The organism is Heyndrickxia ginsengihumi (assembly GCF_011008565.1).
GTDB lineage: Bacteria > Bacillota > Bacilli > Bacillales > Bacillaceae_C > Weizmannia > Weizmannia ginsengihumi.
Genome location: NZ_JAAIWK010000002.1, coordinates 273948 through 299128 on the forward strand (window position 1 = coordinate 273948; position 25181 = coordinate 299128).

Consider the following 25181-nt stretch of genomic DNA (forward strand, 5'->3'; position numbering starts at 1 on the left):
TATTCATAAACATATAAAAAAATGCCTCCCGATTCGGAATGCATTTTTTTATGAATATTATTTATGAAAGATAGGCTTATAAAATGAGCGATTGTCTAGCGCAAATACCCTCTCAGAAAATTCACCTGGTTTAACAGTACGTAATGCTCGATCCATCATGTTCATTTTAGCATCAATATTATCAATATAATGAAGAATTTCTGCTTCTTTAATCATTGGCGGTTTTGCACTTCCCCACTCTGGTTTCCCATGATGGCTCAAAATTAAATGTTGCAATACCATAATTTCTTCACCATGAATTCCAAGCTCTTCAGCTGCTTTTGCGATTTCCGTCACCATGATTGAAATATGACCAAGCAGATTTCCTTCCACCGTATAAGTTGTAGAAATAGGGCCAGATAATTCATGAACTTTTCCTAAATCATGAAGAATAATACCGGAATATAATAAATCACGATCTAAAGATGGATATAATGCTGCAATCGCTTTTGCTAAATCAAGCATAGACACAACATGATAGGCAAGACCTGAAACAAATTCATGATGGTTTTTTGTCGCTGCTGGATAAACGAGAAACTGTTGTTGATATTTTTTTACAAGATGGCGTGTAATTCTCTGGATATTTGGATTCTCCATTTCAAAAATATATTGCGTAATTTTACTAATCATTTCATCTTGTTTAAGAGGAGCTGTCTCAAGAAAATCAGATAGTTGAACCCCATCATTCGGAGAAGCTGGATGAATTTGGCGAATTTTCAACTGCATTCTTCCACGATAATTTAAAATATCGCCAGTTACCTTTACAATCGTTTCTGGCTTATACGTATCTTCATCTTGTTCGGATGCATCCCATAATTTTGCTTCAATATCACCTGTACGGTCCTGCAAAATTAAAGTAAGAAATGGTTTGCCATTACTTGCAATTCCTTTTGTCATATTTTTTATTAAGAGAAAAGCGTCAAATTGCTCTCCGACTTCATAATATAGAAGCCCTTTCGTCATGATTCAGTCCTCCGATCTTAACCGTTACAAAATTTTTATTCACATTTAAGTATAGCATACTATCTATCTATTTTTTTACTATCTACAATGAGTTTAGCAATTTACCATTTTCCAACGTTATGATTTGTTCTTCTGCAAATGTTGGAAGTAAATATTGATGACATGTAAAAAATAGTACTTGTTTGTTCTTACTCATTTTCTTTAAAAGCTCAATTACATTTTCTGTACGGCGACTGTCAAAATTGACAAAACCATCATCAATAATAATAGGACAAGCATATTCATCTTCAAGTATATTGACAAGAGCAAACCTTAATGAAACATAGAGCTGTTCGGCTGTCGCTTGACTTAATTCATTTGGTGCAAACAATACACCATCTTGGCGTTTTATAAAAAAATGATCCTCTTCTTCATGTAGATGAAGGGAAACATACTCACCATTTGTTAACATACTTAAGTATGTTTCAGCCATCTGTAATACTTTTGGAAATCTTTGCTTGCGAAACTTGTCCATCATGTTGACAAGTATTTGCTTAGCAAGAGCAAGCTTAAACCATTTTTTAGCAAAATCTTGAAATTGCGATTTGGAATAATGAAATTCATGAAGTTTTTCCGTGAATGTTCCTCCCTCTTCCAGCTGCTTTAACTCATACTTTATTTTCGCTAAGTCCGTATCGGTCACTGTTAATTGATGTGTCAGGTCTTTTACGTGACTTATTAAAGAAGTTTGCTTCCTTTCCAACTCATGTATATCTTGTATCGACTGATAACCTTTCGTTTTTTCCTCTGACATTTGAATGCTTAGCAATGCTAATCGTTCTTTAAGTTTTTCCACAGTCTCAAAATTGCTACCTTTATTCCAGTAATCCTCAATATTTTCCGCATTTGCTACGCTCATTAGCTGCTGCATATCAGATTCAACAGACTGTTGTTCCAACTTTAATTGGTGTTCTTGATTGTCAAGTTCTTGACGTTTATTGTTTAATTCACGATAAATGATTTTTTTCTCTTGATGATCAGATAGCGCTTTTTTCAACAATAATATTCCTTCAAAATTGCTTGGCCACTTAAATTGTAAACGTTCAAACCATTGCTCTAGCTCTTGTTTCCACTCAAGACGTTGCCTTTGCAATTGTTGAATTAATACATTGATATGCTTTGTTTTACTTAAATGTTTTCTTATATCTACCAAAATATCAAATGCATTCATTAATTGTTCACTCGGAAATTCGATATCTAATAACATTTCTTTCTTCATTTGATTTAATTGCTCAATAAATCGTTGATGTTCCTTATGTAGTAATTGCCATTCATGTTCTAGCTGTTCACTCTGATGTTGAATATGTTCCAACTGTAACACTTGATTTTTCCATTGTTCTCTTAACTCTTTTTGTTGTTCATATAGGTGGGCATTATGATGAACGTTCTTCTCACTATTTAATTGTTCTTTTAGCTTTTCCGCTTCTTCACTTAAGCTCGACAATTGCTTATTTAATTGCTTTTGCCCGCCTTTTTTCATCATAAAAATTCCTACAATGATACATGCAACAAAAGAAAGAATTAAAAAATCATAATGTTTCATGACGAGACTAAAACCTGCAAAAAGGAGAAATACTGCCATCATGATGATCGTCATTTGGCCACTAGTATTTCGAGAAGATGCAACATTTTTCATGATCTCAATCTGCTGTTGCACACGATCATATTCAGCTTGCAAAACTTTTGTATGTTCTAAATGATGCTGTTTATTCGAAAGTCTGCGAAATGTTTCTTCAGGCATAAGTTGGCTTTCCAAGTGATTACAGTTATGTTCAATCGCAATAAGCTCTTGTTTTTTATCTTTTCTTTGTTTTGTTAGTGATTCTCTTCTTAAAGATAAATAATCATATTGCTTTAGTAAAGAGCGGAGCTGTTCTTTTGCCTTTATACTGACATCAATTGCTTCGACTCGTTCTAAATCAATATGTTGGAGGTGCAATTCTTGCAACAGTAGCTGAAGCTGTTCATGAATCGTTTCCAATTCAAGTGTATATTTATCTAGATCATTTTTCCATTGTTCATACTGAGACCATTCGTTAATAAGCTGTTGTAATGAGAGATGATGTTCATCAAAACTTGGGTTCGGTGTAGCTTGAGCAATTTGCTGCTCTAGCTGTTTTTTTTGTTGTTCGCATGCAGCAAGACGACTATTTATTGAGCGTATTTGCAAAGTAAGCTGTTCCATCCGTTCTAAACCATTTGCTGGAAAGGATATCGTCCCAAACGCATCGATTCGCTTCATGATTTGCTGCTTTTCTTTATACAATGGCCATTCATTGATCATTTTTTCAACAGTTTGCAACTCTCGTTGATGATGTTCAATTTTTTCCTGTATTGCTGAACGTTCGCTTTCCAAACTTAATTGCTTATGTTTTAACATCTCGTATTGGCCATTATATATTTTTAACTCGTTCAATTCCTTTTCACGACTGCGCAGCTCATGTAATAACTGATTAATAACAGGCTTACGTCCATTCGGTTTAAACAGAGTATCCATTTCTTTTTGAATTTCTTGTTCAGCCTTTAGTAATGAATCTGTTCCGATTGTCCCTGCTGCAAATAAATATCTACTAATATCTTCACCTTTTAATTTATTCATATTTTGCAAGCCATGAATATTAAAAGAGAAAATCGATTGGAACATCGATTTATTTAAATGATTGAGAACAATGGATAAAAGCTCCTCTCCACCAATTTGTCCATTCTCCATCGTTACAGTCACTTCACCTGTTGCTTTACCTTTCACACGCTCAACTAATACTTTTCCATATTTTTCCGTTAAAAGAACAAGCTGGCCGCCATATGCAGAATGAGTTTTTGGTTCATAACGAAGATCTTGTTGCTGTTTAGTTGGAAAACCAAAAAGGACGCTATGTATAAAAGCCATTAATGTTGATTTACCAGCCTCATTTTTACCGTAAATCACTTGAAAATCCGACAGATTTGTAAGATGAAAATCAATCAGTTTCCCAAAACCATATACATGGATCTCTATAATTTTCAAACGAGCATCCTCCTTTAAGATTTAATTTTAGAATACACCATCTTCTCCGCCTCTATAAGAAGATCCATTTTATCTTCATTTGATATCGAATCAAGAAAACGATTGCCATATACATGTGAATACAAAGGAGAAATAGCGTCTACCAACGCTTGCTCTTCTTTCAATTCCATTAATGCTGTAGAAATCTCTTGTGTTAAAAAATCATTTTCATAAGTAATATCATTCTCATGAATACTAATTTCATGAACCCATACAAAATTATCCATCATCTCTTCATCGTCTTGTAAAATTTCAAGAAGTTCTCCATTTTCAACCTTTTTTAAAACATCATTACTAAGTCCTTGTGTATCTTGAATCTGTAAAGAAAGAAAAGTACCCTGGTTCTTCTTTCGTACTTCTTCAATTTTTTCCCGACAAGTTGTATAAAGTTGATTGAAATCTTCAATTTCTTTTGCAGAATAAAAAAGTTCTTCCCAAATAATGTCCGCAGTTTCTAAAAATTGGACATTCGTTTCAAACTCATTCATTGAAACAAAAGTACAGCCCTTCGTACCTGTTTCTTTCTTGTTTCTTCCTTGAATATTTCCTGGATAAATAATATAAGGCTCTTCATGTAACATTTGCCGCTGATGAATATGCCCCAGTGCCCAGTAGTCCATTTTTTTATCTAATAAATCTTGAACAGAAAAAGGAGCGTATGGCTGATGAACGGTCTGACCACCTGTGCAATAGCCATGCAGCATCCCAATATGAAAATCCGCTCCTTCTTCTTTTTGATAATCTTTTATTTTTTTTTCATAGACATGTCGCTTGCCGTAGCTAAACCCATATAAATACACATTTGTTCCATTTATTGTTTGAAAATGTTTTTTCTCTACTTGTTCGGAAAAAATATGGACATTATTAGGCATATCTATAGACGTCCACGATCCGCTTAAATGATCATGATTACCATGAAGGAAAAATACTTCAATTCCTGCATCTTGTAGTCGAACCATTTGTTTTTGCAGTTTAATTTGTGCCTTCAAACTGCGATCTTCTCCATCAAACAAATCTCCGCTAATGAGGAGAAAATCAATCTTGTTTTCTAACGCATGGGAAATCAGTCTATCAAAAGCATTGAATGTACTTTCTTGTACTCTCTTAAAAAGCTCTTTCGGCAAATGCTTTAAGCCGCTAAAAGGGCTATCAAGATGAAGATCAGCTGCATGAATAAATTGAACACTCCGCATAACTTCACCACCAATCACGAATATACGTTCTATTTTCTTATTATAACTGATTTAGCTTTCATGTGAAACTTAAAAATTACTTCTTTTAAAAAGGTTCCAGCATAACCTCTTTCCGAACCCATTGTTTTGTTAGGAGCGGAAATCCACCTTTTTAAAAAACAAGTATATAAGAACAGCCCTTTAAAAACTTTTGCTATTTAATAGATGATGCCCGTCGTTTATTAAGATAAATGGAGCGCAAGAATGCGAGACTCTAACGGGAATAGCGGGATAGATGAAACCCCACAAGATGTGCCGCAACAAGGAGGCCTTACATCCGCCTACGGAAAGTGAGCGATAAGCTTCTCAGAGCCCAATATCTATCTTAAATAAAAAAGACTGTCAACAAACTACAAAACAATAAGTAGTTTGTCGACAGCCTAACATTTTTATTTATCGAGTTTTTGTCCAAATCGATATTATTTTTCATTAATTATATTGACGATAAACATAAGGATCTTTCGGTTCAGGCACACTCTCATATTTTGTTACCTTTAAATAAGGAATGTTTTCTTGGAATGGTTGATAATAAGTAGTCGCTAAAGTTCCTTCAACTTGTATCCAATCATTTTCTTTTAATTCCTTCTTCATATCATTTGGAAAATTAATAAGCATGCCATAAACACCTGCATCTGCTATACAATGAATAATCCCAAATCGTAATACAAATACTTGATTTGCCTTTAAATCATCTGTTCTATACACAAATCCTTTAATCGTTACTTTTTTTCCAATAAAATTTCCAGGGTAATTATAAATCGTCTCAAGACCATGGAAATAATGATTATCATCAAGTGTAATATGGCTCATTCCTCGATATTGTTTTAAATCCTTGTTCTCCATTTCAGCATATTGATCGGTATCATAATACAAACTTGAGTTAGGACGCAATACTTGGTGATTTGCATATTGGTCTGTATCATTATCAATTTCCGAAAAATGAAATCCTTTTGCCTTAACAATAGTAGAATTCAATGTAGCAACAGGTAAGAAAATACCAGTTGCTACGGGAATAATTAATAATCCATACGTCAATAATTTTTTATACCAGGTGTTTTCATCATGGTCATGTGAATGCCCATGCAATTGTTCATGTATATGATCATGGTGATGATCCTTATTTCCAGCTCGCACCCATTTAATCAATTGGTAAAATGTAAGAAATGCCATAATAAAAATCATGGTGAAGGATAGATAGGAATATTTCATATTAATATATTTACTAATGTCTCCAGTCGCATGCAATTTCATAAAAAAATAGGTAAATCCAAATAAAATAATAAACCTTAACATGTTCACACCTACTTTCCTATATCAGTAATGCTCCAACAAATACGAATACAGCAATTAATCCGATTAACGAAAATACAAATTTTTTCTTAAATGCATTTAACATCATAAGTAAATTTTTTATATCTACCATTGCACCAAAAACTAAAAATGCAAGAATTGGTCCTGTTCCGAACATACTACTAAATGATGATGCAATAAAGGCGTCTGCTTCCGAGCAGATTGACAGAATAAATGCTAATAACATCATAATTAAAATAGCTGTAATATGATTATGACCAAGCTGTAGTAGATTACTTGTTTTAAAGTATGTCTGCATTGCAGCAGATAAAAGTCCACCGAATACAAGAAACTTTCCTACAGAAAAAAATTCATCAAGTGCATGATCTACCATATCTTTCATCTTCATTGCAAACGTAATCTTTACATGTGATCCATGATCGTGATCGTGGTCATGATCATGGTGATGATGATCGTGGCCGTGGTGATGATGGCCTTCATGGTCATGATGATGCTTTAGTTTTTTCTCAATATAATTTTTAAGTTGCCCTTCATCAAAAACATAAGAAATGACAATCGCCACGAAAACACCGACAAAAATAGCTAGTCCACATCTAAGCAATGCCATTTTCCAACTGTCTCCGAAGGCAACGAAAGTGGAAAATATAACAATCGGGTTAATAATCGGTCCCGTTAACATAAACGCAATTGCGGCATATAGAGGTACTCTTTTTTTCACTAGCCTTTCTGTAATTGGAACGATTCCACATTCACAAGCTGGGAAAAGTGCCCCCATACCGGTACCGACTGCGATTGATAAAAAACGATTTTTCGGCATCACTTTGGCAATCATTTCGTCAGTAATGAACATTTGTATAAATGCTGATATAAATACACCAATTACAATAAAAGGCAGTGCTTCGATTACTATACTAATAAAAATTGTATTCATTTGTAATAAGGATTGACTCATAAGCAAAAATTCTCTCCTTTTTTCTTCTAAAAGCACTGAAAAACTCTCCCAACTAGAATACTACAATAATTCATATGCGTAAATGGATAGAGATTACAGTAATTCAAATATCTATAATTCTTTTACATATAAAGGTATCCCTATACTTATTTCACTGGATAAAATTATTAAAAACAATTGATTACTTTTTAGAAAAAAATATGTTACTATTTTTATATAGGTCATATGAACTTGTATTAAGAACGCAAAGTGTATATTGAAAGGAATGAAGCTGTTGTTCGGATCCATTTTTCCATTAGGACTAGCCATCTCGACTGGTGCCGCAATCGCTCTTTTAAAAATTATTTTAATTGATATTATCTTATCTGGTGATAACGCTGTCGTCATAGCAATGGCAACAAGAAAACTGCAAAAAGATCAACAAAATAGAGCAATCTTTTGGGGTACTGCAGGCGCAGTTATTTTAAGAATTATACTGGCAATTGTCATTGTTGCACTTTTAAAAGTTCCTTTTGTCAATATTATCGGTGGTCTTTTACTTTTATGGATCGCTTACAAAGTGTTGGTTGGAGGAGACGAAGAAGTCCATATTCAATCTTCTAACGGAATATTGAAAGCTATCGGCACAATTATCGTTGCGGATGCTGTTATGAGCCTTGATAATGTCGTCGCATTAGCCGGTGCCGCGAACGGACATATCGGTATGATTGCCCTTGGTGTTGCAATCAGCATTCCAGTGATGATTTTCGGTTCAAAATTGATCGTCGGTTTAATGAATAAATACAATTGGATCTCTTATATTGGTTCAGGTATTTTAGCATGGACTGCCGGAGAAATGTTGTTAAAGGACGAACATTTACTAGATCTTTTAAATCTTTCACATGGCCTAATTACTTATATCATTTCAGCAATTATTACGATTTTCGTCCTAGCACTTGGTTATTACATGAATAAAAAAACATCGGAAAAACAAAAATTACAACATGCCAATTAAGGTTAGGGAAAGTAAGTAAGAGGGACTATCCCCCTCCCTCTACGGACATTCCATCTATGCCGTGACTTACACCCATGCCAGGCGCACAACATAAAAGGTCAGACAATTTTGTCTGACCTTTTCTTTATCGATGAAATAAAATTAATGCACCTTGAGGAGATGTTAATCGATGTGATTTTTCACATCCACCTTTTTTCAGCAATATTTCTTCGCCTTTAAGCTTTGCTTCTTGATCATTTACGGCATCAATTTGTTCATCTATGATCTTTTCCCCTGAAGATTCAAATGCTGTTAAATAATAAATTGGCATCTAAATCCCGCCTTTCTTATTCACCAATAAAATATGGCTGGCGTTTTTCCACAAACGCTTGAATTCCTTCATAGTGATCCTTCGTTTGTCTCATTTTCCATTGTGCGCGTTTTTCTAACTCCAACGATTTATTAAAAATCGGACGATTTAATTCAGAATATATTTTTTTCGTTTTAATCATCGCAAGGAGTGGTTTAGTTTTCCAATTTGAAATTTTATCTTCAACCGATTGTTCAATTTCTTGTGAAAGCTCGTCAATTAATCCTATTTCTAGTGCCTCGCTAGGAGAAAGTATATTTCCTTCCCATATCAATTTTTTGGCTTTTTCTTGTCCAACCCGACGCTGTAATAAATAATGTCCACCGCCATCTGGAACTAGTCCAATACCAATAAAATTCATGGCAAGTTTACTATTTACATCACTAATAATATAATCAGCCGCAAGTGCTAGACTTAATCCTAATCCTGTTGCAGGACCTTTTATTGCTGCAATCGTTAATTTTGGTAAATTCGTTAATGTATTGACAGCTTCATTTATTTGTTCCATATATTTTGTAAATACATTTTCTCCATGCAATGAAAGCATTTCTTTAATATCTCCACCAGCTGAAAAAGCATTACCAAGTCCTGAAACAACAACGATTTTTATCGTCTCATCTAAAGTAATCGTTTTCAAAACATCTGATAATTCATGCACCATTTTCATGTTTACTGCATTTAAAGACTCTGGCCGGTTAAAATACAGGTAGACAACCTCATTTTTCACTTCAAATTGTAATGTTTCAAACCGCGAAACCACCGAATATGCCACTCCTTCATTTATTTTAATCTTACTATTATAGAATAACTGAAAATTCCCGACTTTTCCATAAAAAAAGAAAATTATCATATATTGGCGATTTATGTAGCTTTAAAGGTATGTTAATTTAAACAGGTTAAAATGATACAGATGTAGAGATGATCATCATTTAAAAAAGCTGTCTCGATTAAATCATTTACTCATTCACCATTTCCCCAAAACGACATTCATTGAGCTTGATAAGGAGGAATACGTGATAATGTATGTTGAGACAGCCCTTTTATGCTAGTTCGCTTATTCAACAGTGCAGATAATATATATACTTTTAATTAAAAAGCATCATAACTTATTTAGCGCTGCGATTTATTTAATAAACCGAATCTTTTTTAAAAAGTCTAATGGCTGCTGTTTGCGAAAATGTTCTTTTACCATATACGCTACACCATTCTCATTATTAGAACGTGTAATCCAATCTGCCGCATTTTTCACTTTATTGGAAGCATTGCCCATTGCAACTCCAAGCCCTGCCCATTCAATTAACGGTATCTCATCAACGCTAGAACCAATCACTACTACTTCTTCGCGGCGAATGTTTAAACGATCACATACATATAACAATCCTCGTAATTTCGAGATTCCTGCTGGAACAATATCAAGTGTTCCGTCATCACAAATGATACAATCTATTTCAGAAAACATATTATTAATGGCCTTTTTTGCTTCTTGCAAATCTTTTTCATTTATAAATTTAACTTCCACTTTTGATGGTGCAATTGGATTTTGGCCAAGCTTTTCGCTCAAGGAATCAACAAATTGTTCGGAATAGGAAAATGAGTGGGTTGTTTGATAAAGAACTCTACCGATTAAATGATTAGGCAAATTCAGTTTATTAGAAAGTGTAAATCTTTCTGAAACGAGACGTATTTGAGCAGGATAACTTTCGAGAAAACGCACTAAATCATTCGTAACATCTTCGTTAATTTTCCTAACAAAAATCGGTTTTTCTAATTGGCTTGCAATAAAGGCCCCTTGCAACGTTACTAAATACGTATTCAATTTCAATATTTTAGCTATTCGATTGGCTGCCGAAAAGTTTTTAGATGTAATTAATGTTACGGCAATTCCCTTATCATTAGCGTATTCAATCGCTTCTTTTGTCGACTTGTTCAATCGCCCGTTATCTTGAAGTAATGTTCCTTCAATATTTAAGGCTAACATTTTATAAATCATGGATGTTCCTCCTTCTCATGATGCCAAATAAGCAATGATCTCATGGCTTATTCTTTTTATAGATGTATGAAGAAAATTCACAGATTAGAACATCCAACGAGATACAGTTTCATCTTTTTAGTAATAGTCTTTATGTACTAGTACGTCGCTTTCCGCGGGCGGTCGAGGAGCCTCCTTGTCTTAGGCACTTACAAGGTCTCCCGTTGACATTCTTCCCCTTTTACTTCATTAACAAATTCAATAAGTTTAAATTATTCTTGGGGGCTGCCACCTTATTTAAAATAAAAAGACTGCTGACAAACTTAAAAACATAAGTTTGTCAGCAGTCTGAGACAGTTTTTATTCTCAACTCCTTTGAGGAGTTGGAAGTAATACCATCTGCTATTTATCAACCATTCCATAAAGGTCATCTAATGGTTTTAAGATGATTTTATTCAATTGATTGATTGTATCACTCATACGTTGTTCTGCTGTCATTAATTGAACGATATAAGGATTTTGCTGTACTAATAAGGCAGTCTCCTGTGCTTTTTTTGCTTCTTCTTCAGTAATTTGCTGCCCGGTCATTTGTTTCTGCTGAAGTTGAAGCTGTAAATCGCGAAATTGCTCAAATAAAGATTTTGCCTCATTATTTTGTAGAACAGTTTGATAACTTGTTGTTAATGCTTTATAGTCCTCACTGTTTCGTAGTGCCTTTTCTAATTCCTGTGCATAATCAATTAAACTATTTGCCAATACAATTCCTCCTGTCGCTTATATAAGCGTGCATTTCAGCTAAATTTTTTAGTTACTCTCCCATACTACTATAACAATATATGGAATGAAATGTTTAACATGCAATTTTTAAAACAATAAGGCTATAATCCCTTGAAATAGACCTATTACCCCGCCCAAAATCGCTCCTAAATATGTAATCATCTTAAACTCATTGGAAGTAATACTAAGGATTAGCGACTCAACACGCTGGATTGGAAAGGACTCAACCTCATGCTGCACTAATTCTGCAATTTGCAGTTTACTAACAATAGCTTGTACTTGGTTTGCCAATAAACGAATCATCTTCTCAGATAAATGAGGAATCACTTCGTCAATGATTTGTTTTTGATGCTGCCCAACAAAAGACTGAAGGGGTGTATTTAAAATATTGATTTCATTTACTATTTCCGCTAGATTATCACGAATCCATAACGCTATTTCTTCATCTGGTAATACCGGCAATACTTCTTGGAGCGGCTGATTTTTAAGATGATTCCATTCTTTTTCAAGCATTTGCGAAATCGTTTCGCGCGCTTCTTCTCCATTTAAAGCATGAATAAGCTTTGGTTGAATTTTTTCAGCAAGCGAAATATTACCAAGGAGGCTCTTTAACATCGAGCCAAGCATTCCTTTATCATCTAAAAAACGATCCACCATTTGTTCAATTTTTTCAGCACCTTCATGACTTCCAATATACTCACACATTTTTTGTGTAATACGATCTGTTAACATTGGGATCTTCTCATCAATCTCTCCCATTAAACGATTAGGAAAAATTTCTTGAAGTGTGCGACTCATTATTTTTTGCTTTATCCGAATATAATGTTTATCCACATTCTCCCCAATCCATGTACTTACGATTGACTCATGCACATGGATTTTTAAAAATTCACACACATACTTGATTGTCCATTCAGCATTCATCCACATGACAAAGCGCTCAATAAGCCATTGACTTAACTCATTACGAAACTGGGAAGTGAGTAATTTCTTTTCAATACTCTTCGGAGTCACTAGATGCTCAACAACAAGCTTGCCTAATTGTTTCGCAATTTCATGCCGCCTTTTTGGAATCAATCCTGGAGTAAAAGGAAGTCTCCATTTGCCGATATATTTAGCCTCACGTGGAAAAAACAGCATTTTAATCGCTAAATAATTTGTAAATCCACCAATGATTGCGCCTATAACAACCATAAATACTACTTCTAAAAATGCATGCATAAAACCATCCATCCTATCTACTTAACGAGCTTTAAAAAATAATTTAAATTATAATGAACCAATTTGTCGTACCAATCATACGATATCAGCAAAAGCCCATTCAAGTCAAAAAGGTTCCAATTTTTTCTTAAAAGATATCTTCTATAACTAGTACGATTTTGTTTACATATAAAAGAAAGGAGCTATTATTATGTCCACTAAACTAGGTATCCTTACACTGGATCCACAAACTCAACAAGAATTTTTTCATGAAATTGGCAAACGTGCACGTAAATACGATATAGAACTGTTTTTATTTTCCCCGCTAAATATCGTTCCAGCATCTCATAAAGTAGAAGGTTATTGTTTCCATTCTGATATAAACGAATGGAAACAGAGCGAATTTTCATTACCTCTTTACCTATATGATCGATGTATCTATGAAGAGGACAGTAAATCTAAAAATGCAAAAAGGGTTGTCTCCTGGCTTAAATCACGCTCTGATACAACATTTTTAGGATATGGATTACCGAATAAGTGGGTGCTTTATGAAGAGTTAAAAAACAATCCGCTCATCTCTCCTTACTTAGTTGAAACAACAAAAGCATCCTTACCTGAAAAAATTATTTCGAAACTTTCAGCAGATCACCCTATTATCTTGAAACCTATTGATGGTAATCGGTCTGCGATATACTCAATTGAACAAATCGAAAATAATGTGTTGGTTAAAACAACAAGAGCAGAAAAAGTTGTGGCAAAATCTTTTGAGTCAGTGGCTGATTGTAAACAATGGCTCGAAATCATACTTAGAAAACATATTTATTTAATGCAGAGGAAATTAAATAATGTAAACAAAAACAATCAACCATATGCACTGCGTATGTTACTTCAAAAAGATCATGCTGGCAACTGGCATGAAGTTACAAGAAAAATTCGAGTCGGGGATAAAAATGGATTACTTACGAATACTTCCGAAAACATCTACACATATGAAGGGTTAAAAAAACAATTTCCTCATTTTAATGTAACTTATATAGAAAACGAAATTGACGAAATTATAGCTCAGCTTCCTAAACAATTAGAGCAGACATTTCACCCGCTATTCGAATTAGAGGTAGATATAATTCTCGCAAATGATCAATCGATTTGGATTATTGATATAAACTCCAAGCCTAAAATGATTTCCGCTGACAAGATAGAAACGAATAGATTAGAACAACTCATTGAAGCCCCTTTAGCTTATTGTCAATTTCTTTCAACTAGCAAGAACGGTTTAATATAGAAATAATCTGGCGGTCATTTTTCCGCCATTTCAAATGAGGTGTTATGAACATGGCAAAAAAATATAAAATAGATTTTTTTGATGAAGAGAGCCATATTCTTTATTATCCCGCGTCACTTTCACTATCCGACTCAATAAAAAAAATTGGCTTTGGATCGACAATTGTGGAAGTAAAAGCTGAACCTCATCCGAATGAAAGTAATGTATTATCGATAAGTAAAGGCTTAGCAAATTCTCTTTATATGCCGACATTTATTAAATCAATTTATCTCTTCCAACATGAACAATTAATGATTCTTGGGCCTTTAGTAGGGATTTTTTCATCTGGATTTACCCCTTATCAAGTTCATCCAATTGGTGAAAGATCTAATACGTTTGCAAGACTTTTATCTGTTCAATCATCAATTGGTGTCGTTCCCTTCCTTTTTGGTGAACAACATATTGATTGGGATTCTGGACTTATTGCAGGATTTTTCTATCAAAATGGAAAATGGGAAAAGATTAACATTCCTTTTCCAAATGTCATTTACGACCGTCTTCCAAATCGAAAAAGTGAAATGCAGCATCAGTCGCGAAAAGTGAAAGAAAAATTGGAAAAAGAGTATTTAATTCCTTGGTATAACCCTGGCTTTTTTAATAAACTTGAAGTACATGAGCGATTATTTCAGGATGAAAAAATTGAAAAATATTTACCAGAGACCCATTTACTCACTTCAAATCACCAGATTGAACAGATGCTAGCAACATACGGCCATGTGTATATTAAGCCCATTAATGGAAGTCTAGGTATTGGTGTCCACCAAATTATTTATGACCGTAATACAAACGCATATTACTGTCGATATCACGATGGGAAAAACCACTTATTAAGGTTCACTAGTTTAGAAGCATTAATGAATCATGTTTTTGCAAAAAAGCAACGAAGTCAACTAATGATTCAGCAAGGAATAAAGCTTATGAGAGAAGATAAACGTTCCATTGATTTTCGTGTTCATACAAATAAAGATATAAATGGGGATTGGAAGGTAAGCGCAATAGCAGCAAAAGTTGCAGGTATTGGAAGTCCTACAACCCACATAAAGGCCGGTGGAGAAGTTAAAACATTAGAAGAGCTGTTTTTTGATACAGAGATGCGGATGGAAATAAAAGAGATGTTAGAACAAACAGCATTAGAACTCGCCCAATCTATTGAAGAACATGTTGAAGGTATTGTCGGTGAAATTGGCTTTGATCTAGGAATAGATAAGGAAAATAAAATATGGTTGTTTGAAGCTAACTCAAAACCCGGTCGTCACATTTTTGCCCATCCTTATATGAGAGACTTTGAACTTTTAACAAGGAAAATGTCACTTTCCTTTGCTATTTATTTAACCGTAAAACAATTTGAATCGCCTCAAACACTATTCTCATAGCTCCCTCCTATCTTCATTCTCTTTTTGGAGGGAGAATGATTGGAAATAAGATTCATTTTATATAAAATATTCTTATATAGAACTCAATGTAGTAAGTAGTTCATTTTTATCTTACATATCATAAACCGCATTTCTATCCATAAATAACCTTACATAAATAGAGCACTGAAAAAGGCATAAAAGAAGAACGAGGGAGAAGCAATGATTAATCGCTTATTAGAACATTATCCAACTGCATATACATCCAAAACTCCTATTCAGACAAAAGGAACTATTTGCTTTTGGTTGGAAGATGGACAGCAATATATTGGTATTCCTATAGAGGATCTAACACCGGAAGAAACAGAACTATTAAAGTCACTTTTCCCCACTTTTCATGAGGAAACTACGTTAAACGATACGTACCAAGAAAAACGGTGGTACGACTTTTTATTAAACAATGAAAAAGAAGCAAAAATGCCAGCTTCCATTGAAAATGGTGTATTCCGTATTATTCAGTTCGCCGTTTCAAAAAAGGGAATCAATACACAGGACTTAAAAGAAGCGTTAAAAAATATGTTTGCTTTTGATGTCACCGTAATTTTTTTAAATGACTATCATGGTTTTATTGTTGAGGAAAAGCAGCAACTAAATACAACAGAAGATGATTTCCATGCGTCCTTGCTTGCCTTTGAAAACGATTTTTATGTCCCAATTTCATTATATATTGGCGAATTTAAAAACGTATATAAATTAAAGAATTTCTTTCAATATGAACAAAAACTATTTCAATTTGCACGCTCGCATATTTCGGCATCATTGCTTTTTACACTTAAAAACATACTTCCCGTCTATCTTATACATACATTACCTATTGAAATCCGGAAACAGTTATTTATGAGCATCTTTGATGTGTTTCGTGATGACCGTGAGTTATGGAAAACGGTAAAAAAATATCTTGAAAATTATACGAATACGAGTTTAACTTCTAAGCAACTATTTATTCATCGAAATTCCTTGCAATATCGGATTGAAAAATTTGAAGAAAAAACAAATTTAAATTTAAAAATGTTCACTGATGCAATGTTTGCCTATTATGCATGTCTAGATTTTGAATATATAGATGAGAACTAGGCAATGTGCCAAAAGATTATTCATTAATTTTTGTGCACATTTGCCATTTAAAAATGTAAGGGTTTTCACTAAAATGAATTTAACATTTGAAGGGGGGCTATTGATTATGACAGATTTAGCATTAGAACATATTTATAAAATCTATGATAACAAAGTAACAGCAGTTTCGGATTTTAATCTCCACATTCAAGATAAGGAGTTTATCGTATTCGTCGGTCCATCCGGCTGTGGAAAATCAACAACCTTGCGAATGATAGCTGGATTAGAAGAAATCTCAAAAGGCGATTTTTTAATGGATGGGAAACGTGTAAATGATGTGGCCCCTAAAGACCGTGATATTGCAATGGTTTTCCAAAACTACGCCCTTTATCCACATATGACTGTCTTTGACAATATGGCCTTTGGACTGAAATTACGAAAAGTACCAAAACAAGAAATTGAAAAACGTGTAACAGAAGCTGCAAAAATTCTTGGACTAGAACCTTATTTAAAAAGAAAACCAAAAGCATTGTCTGGCGGACAACGGCAGCGTGTTGCTTTAGGACGCGCAATTGTTAGGGATGCAAAAGTGTTTTTAATGGATGAGCCATTATCTAATTTGGACGCAAAACTGCGTGTACAAATGAGGGCTGAAATTATTAGATTGCATCAACGTTTACAGACTACGACAATCTATGTCACTCATGATCAAACTGAGGCAATGACAATGGCATCAAGAATTGTTGTCATGAAAGACGGAGTTATTCAGCAAGTGGGCACCCCACGAGAAGTATACGATGCTCCAGCAAACTTATTTGTCGCCAGCTTTATTGGTTCACCAGCAATGAACTTCTTTAAAGGTACTTTAAATGAAGGAGCACTTACAATTTCAGATGATTTAAAACTCGAAATTCCTGAAGGTAAAATGAAACAAATTAAACATTATATTGGAAAAAAAGTAGTACTTGGCATCCGTCCTGAAGATATTCATGATGAACCAATTTTTATTGACGCTTCCCCTGGTTCAAGTATTGAAGCTACGATTGAAGTGTCAGAACTGACTGGAGCAGAGACTATGCTCTACACTAAAATTAATGATCAAGAATTTGTTTCAAGAATTGATTCTCGGACAGTTGTACATCCTGGGGATAAGATTACACTTGGATTTGATATGAATAAAGCTCACTTCTTTGACGCCGAAACAGAAGAAAAAATTGGCTAATATACCTTTTAGAGGATTAGATACTCCCTTAATGAATGTTTTGGGATTCTAATCCTCTTTCATTTAAATGTATGAAACTTCTCATTCAAATACTTTCATGAACAGCATTCTCAATACTCATTTTCCAAGCACGTTTTTAAAAAATACGATATGGGATTTTCTGTTCAATTTCTTTCTGACATTGTTTACAAACGAGAAGATGCATACATTCGGCTTTTTTTGAGCTCAGCAAATCTCCATCTTCTAATTTAAGTAAATCAATATCCATATATGCACTATAGTCATCATAGAAATCATATATTTTACCTTCATCAAGTAGCATACTTCCACAATGGGGGCAGACTACTTGAATTTCTTCAATTCCATTACATACTGAACATCCGATCATGATTCATCATCCTTCTTGAATACTTCTTTTAAAGGATGTGAAAAATACAAAATACTATACGGAACATTCAAGAACATTTTATGATATTACTACTTTTTTCCAGACAAAAAAAATGAATGAACAGCCAAAAAAAAAACATACTAGATAATACAAACAGCAAAATAAATACAATAATTACTGGGTTAACCAAGATGGTAACAAACTATTGTTTGTTTGCTGGTGCAATTCCAGCTAACCCAACCAAAAAATATAAATGAGGAGATGAAAGAATTATGGCAGACAATAATTCTAACCAATTACTAGTATCTGGAGCAGAACAAGCACTTGATCAAATGAAATATGAAATTGCACAAGAATTTGGTGTAAATCTTGGAGCAGATACTACTTCTCGCGCAAACGGTTCTGTTGGAGGAGAAATTACAAAACGTTTAGTGCAAATGGCTGAACAACAACTTGGTGGATCTATCCATTAATTAAAAGTATAAGTTAAAAAATTTCATAAATATGGATATGAAGGGAGACAATTTCTTGTCTCCCTTCTCTTTCGTTTTAAAACATTATTTTGATAAATTAACCATCTGAGCAGGAACAATCCATTGATCATATTGTTCTTCTGTTACATAGCCTGTTTTAATTGCAGCTTCTTTTAATGTTGAACCATCTTTAAATGCTAATTTGGCGATTTCTGCTGCTTTTTCATATCCAATATGCGGATTTAAAGCTGTGACAAGCATTAATGAACGGTTTACATTTTCTTCAATTGTCTCAACATTTGGTTCAATACCTCGGACACATCTTTCATCAAATGATTTCATCGCGTCTCCAAGTAAATGAACGGACTGTAAGAAATTATAAATAATAACTGGTTTGAAAACATTTAATTCAAAGTTGCCTTGACTTGCTGCAAAACCGATTGTCGCATCATTTCCAAAAATTTGTGATGCAACCATTGTTATTGCTTCACATTGAGTCGGATTCACTTTACCTGGCATAATTGAGCTACCTGGCTCATTAGCAGGAATTGAAATTTCTCCAATGCCGCTTCTTGGACCACTTGCCAACCAACGAACATCATTCGCAATTTTCATTAAATCTGCAGCAAGTCCTTTAAGTGCACCATGTGCAAAAACGATTTCATCATGGCTTGTTAATGCATGAAATTTATTATCTGAAGACTTAAACGAATATCCAGTTTGTTTCGTTAATTCTTCTGCTACTTTATCACCAAAAGTAGGATCTGCGTTGATACCTGTTCCAACAGCAGTTCCGCCAATTGCTAAATTTAAAATGTGTTCAGCGCTTTCATTAATCATTTGTTCACTCTTTTCAAGCATCGCACGCCATCCACTAATTTCTTGTCCCAATGTGAGCGGCGTCGCATCTTGAAGATGTGTTCGTCCAATTTTAATGATTTTCATATAGGCTTGTTCTTTTTCTTTTAACGTATTTTTCAACTGTGTTAACGGTGGCAATAGTCGTGTTTGAATTTCATGATAAGCCGCAATATGCATAGCTGTTGGAAAAGTATCATTTGAACTTTGTGACATATTGATGTGATCATTTGGATGGATCTTTTCTTCAATATTTTTTGTCGTCAATATTTCATTTGCTCTTCTTGCTACAACTTCATTTACATTCATGTTTGATTGAGTGCCACTTCCAGTTTGCCAGACAACAAGCGGAAAATGATCATCAAATTTTCCTTCTAGCACCTCTTCACATGCTTGGACAATTGCTTCTTTTTTGGCATCTGACAATTTTCCAAGTTTATTATTGCTAATTGCTGCAGCTTTTTTCAAGTGGGCAAATGCTTTTATCACTTCAAGAGGCATTTTTTCTCCGCCAATTGGGAAATTCTCTTTACTACGTTGTGTTTGAGCGCCCCAATATTTATCAACCGGTACTTTCATTTCTCCTAGAGTATCTTTTTCAATACGATATTCCACAGTGTCCCCTCCCTGATAGTGCTTACAATTATTTTATTTTTTTATATTGCAAGTTTATTTTACTACAAAAAAAGACAAAGGAAAACTTTAGCTTTTAAGCAAACGTCAAAATAGAAATCTTATCCCAACATGATAGGATGCTGATAACATATTCAGTATAAGCACAGTATAAGCACAGAATAAAAAACAGGACAAGAGGCTGGGACAAAAGTATCTTAACTGAAGAAAACCCGAATATTGCCCTCCAACCTTGCTACGAATATCACTCGCTTTCCGCAGGTGGCTGGTGAGCCTACCCCGCAGAGTCTACGTAAATTTTCGGAGATGATTGGTACAATGTTCGACTTTAGCTAACCACTTTTGAGGTCTGTCCCAGCCTCTTGTCAACACTATGGGCTGTCTCTTTAAAGACAGCCCAATAAATGATTAATGTCCAAGTATATCTTTTAATTTTTCTTTAATGCGTTCACCGATATTTTGCAATTCCCCTTTATGAGAATCTACTGTTTCTTTTAACTTATTAGCTTGCTCTTTTAGTTGATCATCAATATTTTGAAATTTATCTTGAATCTGTAGACCGTTATTTTCTTGTTGTTTATTAATCGATTCAACTCCAAAATCACCGGCCTTTGTATATTTTAATGTCGCATTCATAACTGCATTAAATACTGGTACGACCCCTTGCTCACTTAATCCGTATAAATAATGGTTGCGGTCCGTTTGATCGTATCCCATCCAAACAACTCCCACTAAATTTGGTGTATATCCGACAAACCATTGATCCATTGTTCCATTATTTGTAAAAGATACTTGGGTTGATCCTGTTTTTCCTGCAATTTGATAACCAGGAACGCTCACACCTTTACCTGTTCCTGATTCCACGACATTTAACAACATTGAATTCATTTCTTTAGCAACTTTTTTCGAAGTCACTCTAACTTTTTTGTCTTTATGTTCCGCAATGACTTTGCCAGTTGGTCCAACAATCTTCTTAATTATATGTGCTTCCGATCGTTCACCGTTATTCGCAAAAGTTGTATACGCCTGTGCCATTTCTTCAGGTGATACCCCCTTTTGAATGTTTCCAAGTGCGATCCCTAATTGCTTATCTTTCTTTTCATCAAGGGTAATTCCAAATTTCTCCGCTGATTCCATTCCTTTATCGATCCCAATTTTATTCAGAAGCCAAACAGCTGGCAGATTTAATGATTTTTCAACGGCAACATACATCGGAACTTCTCCTAAATATTGTCCATTATAGTTTTTTGGAGAATAACCGCCTTTAAATGTTGTCTCTTTATCTTCTAATATCGATGTAGGTTTATAACCTTCTTCTAGGGCAGGTGCATAAACAGTAATTGGCTTCATAATAGAACCAGGCTGTCTCCTTAATTGCGTGGCCCTGTTAAATCCTCGGAAAACTTTTTCTCCCCTTCCGCCAACAAGTGCCCGAACTCCTCCAGAACTAGGATCAACTAAAATACTACCGCTTTGAATGATTTGATCGGCCGTCCCCGATGGAAATAAATCCCCACGTTGATACACATTCTGCAGGGCCGATTGAATATTTTGATCCATCTCTGTGTATATTTTATATCCTCTCGTCAAAATATCTTCTTGTGTAAGGCCGTAACGATCAATTGCTTCGTCTAATACAGCATCTACATAATATGGATATTTTTCCTTTAAATCATCTGTCTTCTTATCTTTTAATGACAGTTTCTCCTTTACTGCCGCATCATATTGCTGCTTTGAAATCATCCCATATTGTTTCATTGCGCCTAAGACAATATTTCTGCGTGCAATTGCCCTATCATAATGATTATATGGATCTAATGCATTTGGGGCGTTTACTAGTCCTGCCAATGTTGCTGATTCAGATAAGTCAAGATCTTGTACATCTTTTCCGAAATATTTATTGGCAGCTTTCTGAACTCCCCACGCACCTTCACCAAAATACACTTGATTTAAATACATCTCTAATATTTCTTTCTTTGTATAATGTTTTTCTATTTCAATTGCTAAAAACAGTTCCTGGATTTTCCTTTTTAACGTTCGTTCAGGAGAAAGATAAGCATTTTTTGTCAATTGCTGTGTGATTGTACTTCCACCTGCAGTTACTCCCCCAGGAATTAAATCTTTCAATAGCGCGCTTGCTGTGCCAATAATATCAAAACCGTGATGCTTGTAAAAACGGTGATCTTCAATTGCTACAATAGCATTTTGTAAATTGCTCGGCATTTTTTTTATCGAAACACCTTCTGCCCGATTCGCAGAAACTTTACTAGCAACATCACCATCTTTATCATATATAATCGTTGATTGCTCTAATCCCTTTTTTAGCTGACCTACATTCGCACTTTTTGCATAATAAGCAAAGAATGCTAAAAAGGCTAGAAAAGCGAATGAAACTAACAATATGACGATTTGTGTCATATGCATTTTTTTCCAGTATTCTTTTATTACATTCCAAAATGGCTTCAGTCTATCCACAGTTTTCCCTGCCTTCATAGTCTTATGATGAATAAATCTCTATTTCGAACGTTCAATTTTATTTATTTGCTAAAAACATTCTAAGCAAAGAATAGTATGAATGTCTATAAAAATCAATGACAACCGTATACTATGTATGTTTCCCCATTTTTCTCATAAAAAAAGGCCTGACATCACATCTCAATAGAAATATGATTTCTATTGAGACTTTTGTGATATCAAACCTTCTTCATCAATCTTCAGCCATTAAAAAGCATATGAAGCACCAACGATAATGAGTAAAATAAACAATACGACGATGAGAACAAAGCTGCTTCCATAACCGCCGCCTCCATAACTGTAGCCGCCGTAACCGCATCCTCCGAAGAACATAGAAATTCACCTCCACCATTTAAAACTCGTATTACAATGATAGTTTATTCAAGCTTTAAATGAAGGTTTGGACATTCTTTCTGTTCATTCACACATTTCACTTTCTGTTTCAATTAATTGATGTCTCTTTAAATATTGTAGAAAATTGTTATAAGCAAATCCTTTAACTTGATCTTCTGAATAGTGCTTTAACAGTTCTTCAATTAAATTTTGATACTTCGCTGCATTTTCTAAATTAGAAACATATCGCCCAATCCCGTCAAAATCTGAACCGAAACCGATTTGATGAACTCCGCCAAGAGAGCAAAAATGATCAATATGTTTGATCAAATCTGGAATAGATGCATTTCCATCTTTTTTTATAAACTCTGGATAAAAGACAATATGAACATTTCCTCCTTTTGCAAACATTTCTTTTGCTTGCAAATCAGTAAGATTCCTTTGATGGTCACAAAGTGCTCTTGCATTTGAGTGGCTGGCAATGGGATAGTATGCCAAGTCCATTACATCCCAAAATCCTTGTTCACTTAAATGAGAGACATCTGTTAATACTTTATACTGATTGTTTAATTGAACAATTTCCTTCCCAAAGACCGTTAATCCTGCACCTCTTGGCTCCCCTGCACCATCTGCAGCCAAATTCGCTTGATTCCATGTTAACCCAACGGATTTTACACCTAAATGGTATAATGTTTTCAGCTTTTCAATATCATTTCCAATGGCATCTACTCCTTCAAGTGTCAGCATTGCCCCGATCTGATCTCGCCGTAAATGGATCAAATCCTCCCAAGTTTTAATGTGTTTCATATTTGCCTGTTTATTTAGAACTTCTTCATAAAATAAATTGACTTGCTCTAAAACAGTTGAATACATCTGAGCAGAATGGGTAGTCGGTTCAATAAAAATTGCGAAACATTGAACTTTTACTTGTCCTTGATTTAATCTTTCTTGATTTGTATCAATCTCAGGATCATTTTTAAAGCGCCCTGTTTTATTCCCTTGTGATAATTTTAAAAGTGCGTCGCAGTGCAGATCAATAACTTTCATTTTCCCACCTCATTATTTTTACACGCATGAACGAAAGAACGGAATATTTTTACAGAAGTCTGTTCATTAGTATGTGCTAAACATTCTGGATGCCATTGAACGCCTAATGCAAATGTGTGATTTGTACTTTCAATTGCTTCAATAATACCATCTGTTGAACGTGCTGAAATGATAAACGGCTTCGGAACACTACGAACTGCTTGATGATGAAATGAGTTAACCTTAATTCTTGTTTCTTTTAATATTGAATAAAGTAAGCTGTTAGGGGAAATAGCAACATAATGAGATGGATGATGACGAACAGCATGTTGGCTATGTTGAATAAGTGGTGATTCAATTTGACTGTAAATATCTTGATACATATCTCCATGAACAGCTATATTTAAAATTTGCACTCCTCGACAAATTGCCAAAACGGGTTTATTCAATTTCAATGCCTGCTGTACAAGCAGCATTTCTAATGAGTCTCTTCCAGGCTCAATCTCCCCCAAATTTGGATGCGGCTCTTCTCCAAATAAGAGTGGATCAATATCACCTCCACCTGATAATAAAAGACCATCTATTTTATAAAATAAATTTTCAATATCTTTTTCTATTCCAATGGGCAATATTACCGGAATGCCGCCTGCTGTAATAATGGCTTCGATATAATCATTTGCAAGCGTATGTTTTAAATCATTTTTCACACTGCTTGTTATCCCAATAATAGGCTTCATTTATTTGCTACAAAATATATCTCAAAAAAAAAGAGAAATACTGTAGCGTCCCACCACCTTTTTCTAGATATTGAAAAGTTTTTTGCTCAAAAACATGCTAGTTCCACGAAAGGATTTAATTTTGTAAACTATATAGTAAAATATTGCTGAATGATTTTTTATTTTCACTAAAAAATTATTGTTTTTAAAGAAATGCTATATATTTAAACGGTTCATTAAGAAGTAGAGCGGAATCGATGAGACCCCATAGGCGTGAAGCGCCGAGGAGGCTCAGCTTCCGCCCGCGGAAAGCGAGCATCCTGGAGCGGAAATCAACCACTCCCTTTTAAAAACAACAAAGTTT

General features: G+C 34.4%; 22 protein-coding genes. 6 read left to right on the top strand and 16 right to left on the bottom strand.

Annotation, left to right across the window (positions count from 1 at the left end; genetic code table 11):
* Positions 1-57 precede the first annotated feature (57 nt).
* The 5 genes from yhaM to G4D61_RS02840 form a co-directional block, all read right to left on the bottom strand.
* On the bottom strand, positions 58-1002 hold the full coding sequence (gene yhaM, locus G4D61_RS02820) for a 3'-5' exoribonuclease YhaM (protein WP_025727566.1): 945 nt from the start codon (positions 1000-1002) through the stop codon (positions 58-60).
* Between the two features lie 82 nt (positions 1003-1084).
* Entirely contained in the window at positions 1085-4045 is a 2961-nt protein-coding gene (locus G4D61_RS02825) for an AAA family ATPase (RefSeq protein ID WP_025727567.1), read from the bottom strand.
* 14 nt (positions 4046-4059) lie between these two features.
* Positions 4060-5277: a metallophosphoesterase family protein gene (locus G4D61_RS02830; protein WP_163173145.1), complete on the bottom strand. Its 1218-nt coding sequence runs from the start codon at positions 5275-5277 to the stop codon at positions 4060-4062.
* Between the two features lie 468 nt (positions 5278-5745).
* The gene (locus G4D61_RS02835) at positions 5746-6609 is read right to left on the bottom strand and encodes a TIGR03943 family putative permease subunit (protein ID WP_025727569.1); all 864 of its coding nucleotides are present in this window, start codon (positions 6607-6609) and stop codon (positions 5746-5748) included.
* A 16-nt stretch (positions 6610-6625) separates the two neighbouring features.
* Positions 6626-7579, bottom strand: coding sequence for a permease (locus G4D61_RS02840; protein ID WP_025727570.1), 954 nt, complete (start codon positions 7577-7579; stop codon positions 6626-6628).
* 265 nt (positions 7580-7844) lie between these two features.
* Here G4D61_RS02840 and G4D61_RS02845 point away from each other — a divergent pair, with 265 nt between their 5' ends.
* On the top strand, positions 7845-8573 hold the full coding sequence (locus G4D61_RS02845) for a TerC family protein (RefSeq protein ID WP_025727571.1): 729 nt from the start codon (positions 7845-7847) through the stop codon (positions 8571-8573).
* 124 nt (positions 8574-8697) lie between these two features.
* Here the strand turns inward: G4D61_RS02845 and G4D61_RS02850 are convergent, their stop codons facing one another.
* From G4D61_RS02850 to G4D61_RS02870, 5 genes are all read right to left on the bottom strand, one after another.
* Positions 8698-8883 carry a YhzD family protein gene (locus G4D61_RS02850; RefSeq protein WP_035355605.1) on the bottom strand — a complete coding sequence of 62 codons (186 nt, stop codon included), beginning with the start codon at positions 8881-8883 and terminating at the stop codon, positions 8698-8700.
* A 16-nt stretch (positions 8884-8899) separates the two neighbouring features.
* On the bottom strand, positions 8900-9682 hold the full coding sequence (locus tag G4D61_RS02855) for an enoyl-CoA hydratase (protein WP_025727573.1): 783 nt from the start codon (positions 9680-9682) through the stop codon (positions 8900-8902).
* A 363-nt stretch (positions 9683-10045) separates the two neighbouring features.
* The gene (locus G4D61_RS02860; protein ID WP_025727574.1) at positions 10046-10912 is read right to left on the bottom strand and encodes a Cof-type HAD-IIB family hydrolase; all 867 of its coding nucleotides are present in this window, start codon (positions 10910-10912) and stop codon (positions 10046-10048) included.
* A gap of 381 nt (positions 10913-11293) precedes the next feature.
* Positions 11294-11647 carry a YlbF/YmcA family competence regulator gene (locus G4D61_RS02865; RefSeq protein WP_025727575.1) on the bottom strand — a complete coding sequence of 118 codons (354 nt, stop codon included), beginning with the start codon at positions 11645-11647 and terminating at the stop codon, positions 11294-11296.
* Between the two features lie 108 nt (positions 11648-11755).
* A complete protein-coding gene (locus tag G4D61_RS02870; RefSeq protein WP_163173147.1) occupies positions 11756-12889 on the bottom strand; it encodes a DUF445 domain-containing protein in 1134 nt (377 codons plus the stop codon).
* A gap of 190 nt (positions 12890-13079) precedes the next feature.
* Between G4D61_RS02870 and G4D61_RS02875 the strand changes: the two genes are divergently transcribed.
* From G4D61_RS02875 to G4D61_RS02890, 4 genes are all read left to right on the top strand, one after another.
* Positions 13080-14150 (top strand): YheC/YheD family protein, encoded by a 1071-nt coding sequence (locus tag G4D61_RS02875; RefSeq protein ID WP_163173149.1) that lies wholly within the window; start codon positions 13080-13082, stop codon positions 14148-14150.
* A 50-nt stretch (positions 14151-14200) separates the two neighbouring features.
* On the top strand, positions 14201-15562 hold the full coding sequence (locus G4D61_RS02880) for a spore coat-associated protein YheD (RefSeq protein WP_163173151.1): 1362 nt from the start codon (positions 14201-14203) through the stop codon (positions 15560-15562).
* 201 nt (positions 15563-15763) lie between these two features.
* Positions 15764-16675, top strand: coding sequence for a helix-turn-helix domain-containing protein (locus G4D61_RS02885; protein ID WP_025727579.1), 912 nt, complete (start codon positions 15764-15766; stop codon positions 16673-16675).
* Positions 16676-16781: 106 nt separating this feature from the next.
* The gene (locus G4D61_RS02890; protein ID WP_025727580.1) at positions 16782-17876 is read left to right on the top strand and encodes an oligosaccharide ABC transporter ATP-binding protein MsmX; all 1095 of its coding nucleotides are present in this window, start codon (positions 16782-16784) and stop codon (positions 17874-17876) included.
* Between the two features lie 136 nt (positions 17877-18012).
* Here the strand turns inward: G4D61_RS02890 and G4D61_RS02895 are convergent, their stop codons facing one another.
* Positions 18013-18264, bottom strand: a complete 252-nt coding sequence (locus G4D61_RS02895; RefSeq protein ID WP_025727581.1) for a hypothetical protein — start codon at positions 18262-18264, stop codon at positions 18013-18015.
* A 272-nt stretch (positions 18265-18536) separates the two neighbouring features.
* Between G4D61_RS02895 and G4D61_RS02900 the strand changes: the two genes are divergently transcribed.
* Positions 18537-18737 carry an alpha/beta-type small acid-soluble spore protein gene (locus tag G4D61_RS02900; protein WP_025727582.1) on the top strand — a complete coding sequence of 67 codons (201 nt, stop codon included), beginning with the start codon at positions 18537-18539 and terminating at the stop codon, positions 18735-18737.
* A gap of 84 nt (positions 18738-18821) precedes the next feature.
* On the opposite strand, the gene fumC is transcribed toward G4D61_RS02900, so the two are convergent.
* The 5 genes from fumC to G4D61_RS02925 form a co-directional block, all read right to left on the bottom strand.
* Positions 18822-20210, bottom strand: coding sequence for a class II fumarate hydratase (fumC, locus tag G4D61_RS02905; protein ID WP_035355596.1), 1389 nt, complete (start codon positions 20208-20210; stop codon positions 18822-18824).
* Between the two features lie 426 nt (positions 20211-20636).
* On the bottom strand, positions 20637-22652 hold the full coding sequence (locus tag G4D61_RS02910) for a transglycosylase domain-containing protein (protein ID WP_231473025.1): 2016 nt from the start codon (positions 22650-22652) through the stop codon (positions 20637-20639).
* Positions 22653-22949: 297 nt separating this feature from the next.
* On the bottom strand, positions 22950-23075 hold the full coding sequence (locus G4D61_RS02915; RefSeq protein WP_081749979.1) for a YjcZ family sporulation protein: 126 nt from the start codon (positions 23073-23075) through the stop codon (positions 22950-22952).
* Between the two features lie 84 nt (positions 23076-23159).
* Positions 23160-24122, bottom strand: a complete 963-nt coding sequence (locus tag G4D61_RS02920) for a dipeptidase (protein WP_025727585.1) — start codon at positions 24120-24122, stop codon at positions 23160-23162.
* The gene (locus tag G4D61_RS02925; RefSeq protein WP_025727586.1) at positions 24119-24838 is read right to left on the bottom strand and encodes a gamma-glutamyl-gamma-aminobutyrate hydrolase family protein; all 720 of its coding nucleotides are present in this window, start codon (positions 24836-24838) and stop codon (positions 24119-24121) included. Before G4D61_RS02925 ends, G4D61_RS02920 begins: the two co-directional genes overlap by 4 nt.
* Positions 24839-25181 lie beyond the last annotated feature (343 nt).

What these genes read in the sequence shown, in the direction of transcription:
- yhaM (WP_025727566.1), bottom strand. Translation starts at nt 1,002, where the DNA reads ATGACGAAAGGGCTTCTATATTATGAAGTCGGAGAGCAATTTGACGCT.
- G4D61_RS02830 (WP_163173145.1), bottom strand. Translation starts at nt 5,277, where the DNA reads ATGCGGAGTGTTCAATTTATTCATGCAGCTGATCTTCATCTTGATAGC.
- G4D61_RS02835 (WP_025727569.1), bottom strand. Translation starts at nt 6,609, where the DNA reads ATGTTAAGGTTTATTATTTTATTTGGATTTACCTATTTTTTTATGAAA.
- G4D61_RS02840 (WP_025727570.1), bottom strand. Translation starts at nt 7,579, where the DNA reads ATGAGTCAATCCTTATTACAAATGAATACAATTTTTATTAGTATAGTA.
- G4D61_RS02845 (WP_025727571.1), top strand. Translation starts at nt 7,845, where the DNA reads ATGAAGCTGTTGTTCGGATCCATTTTTCCATTAGGACTAGCCATCTCG.
- G4D61_RS02850 (WP_035355605.1), bottom strand. Translation starts at nt 8,883, where the DNA reads ATGCCAATTTATTATTTAACAGCATTTGAATCTTCAGGGGAAAAGATC.
- G4D61_RS02860 (WP_025727574.1), bottom strand. Translation starts at nt 10,912, where the DNA reads ATGATTTATAAAATGTTAGCCTTAAATATTGAAGGAACATTACTTCAA.
- G4D61_RS02870 (WP_163173147.1), bottom strand. Translation starts at nt 12,889, where the DNA reads ATGCATGCATTTTTAGAAGTAGTATTTATGGTTGTTATAGGCGCAATC.
- G4D61_RS02875 (WP_163173149.1), top strand. Translation starts at nt 13,080, where the DNA reads ATGTCCACTAAACTAGGTATCCTTACACTGGATCCACAAACTCAACAA.
- G4D61_RS02880 (WP_163173151.1), top strand. Translation starts at nt 14,201, where the DNA reads ATGGCAAAAAAATATAAAATAGATTTTTTTGATGAAGAGAGCCATATT.
- G4D61_RS02885 (WP_025727579.1), top strand. Translation starts at nt 15,764, where the DNA reads ATGATTAATCGCTTATTAGAACATTATCCAACTGCATATACATCCAAA.
- G4D61_RS02890 (WP_025727580.1), top strand. Translation starts at nt 16,782, where the DNA reads ATGACAGATTTAGCATTAGAACATATTTATAAAATCTATGATAACAAA.
- G4D61_RS02895 (WP_025727581.1), bottom strand. Translation starts at nt 18,264, where the DNA reads ATGATCGGATGTTCAGTATGTAATGGAATTGAAGAAATTCAAGTAGTC.
- G4D61_RS02900 (WP_025727582.1), top strand. Translation starts at nt 18,537, where the DNA reads ATGGCAGACAATAATTCTAACCAATTACTAGTATCTGGAGCAGAACAA.
- G4D61_RS02910 (WP_231473025.1), bottom strand. Translation starts at nt 22,652, where the DNA reads ATGCATATGACACAAATCGTCATATTGTTAGTTTCATTCGCTTTTCTA.
- G4D61_RS02915 (WP_081749979.1), bottom strand. Translation starts at nt 23,075, where the DNA reads ATGTTCTTCGGAGGATGCGGTTACGGCGGCTACAGTTATGGAGGCGGC.
- G4D61_RS02920 (WP_025727585.1), bottom strand. Translation starts at nt 24,122, where the DNA reads ATGAAAGTTATTGATCTGCACTGCGACGCACTTTTAAAATTATCACAA.
- G4D61_RS02925 (WP_025727586.1), bottom strand. Translation starts at nt 24,838, where the DNA reads ATGAAGCCTATTATTGGGATAACAAGCAGTGTGAAAAATGATTTAAAA.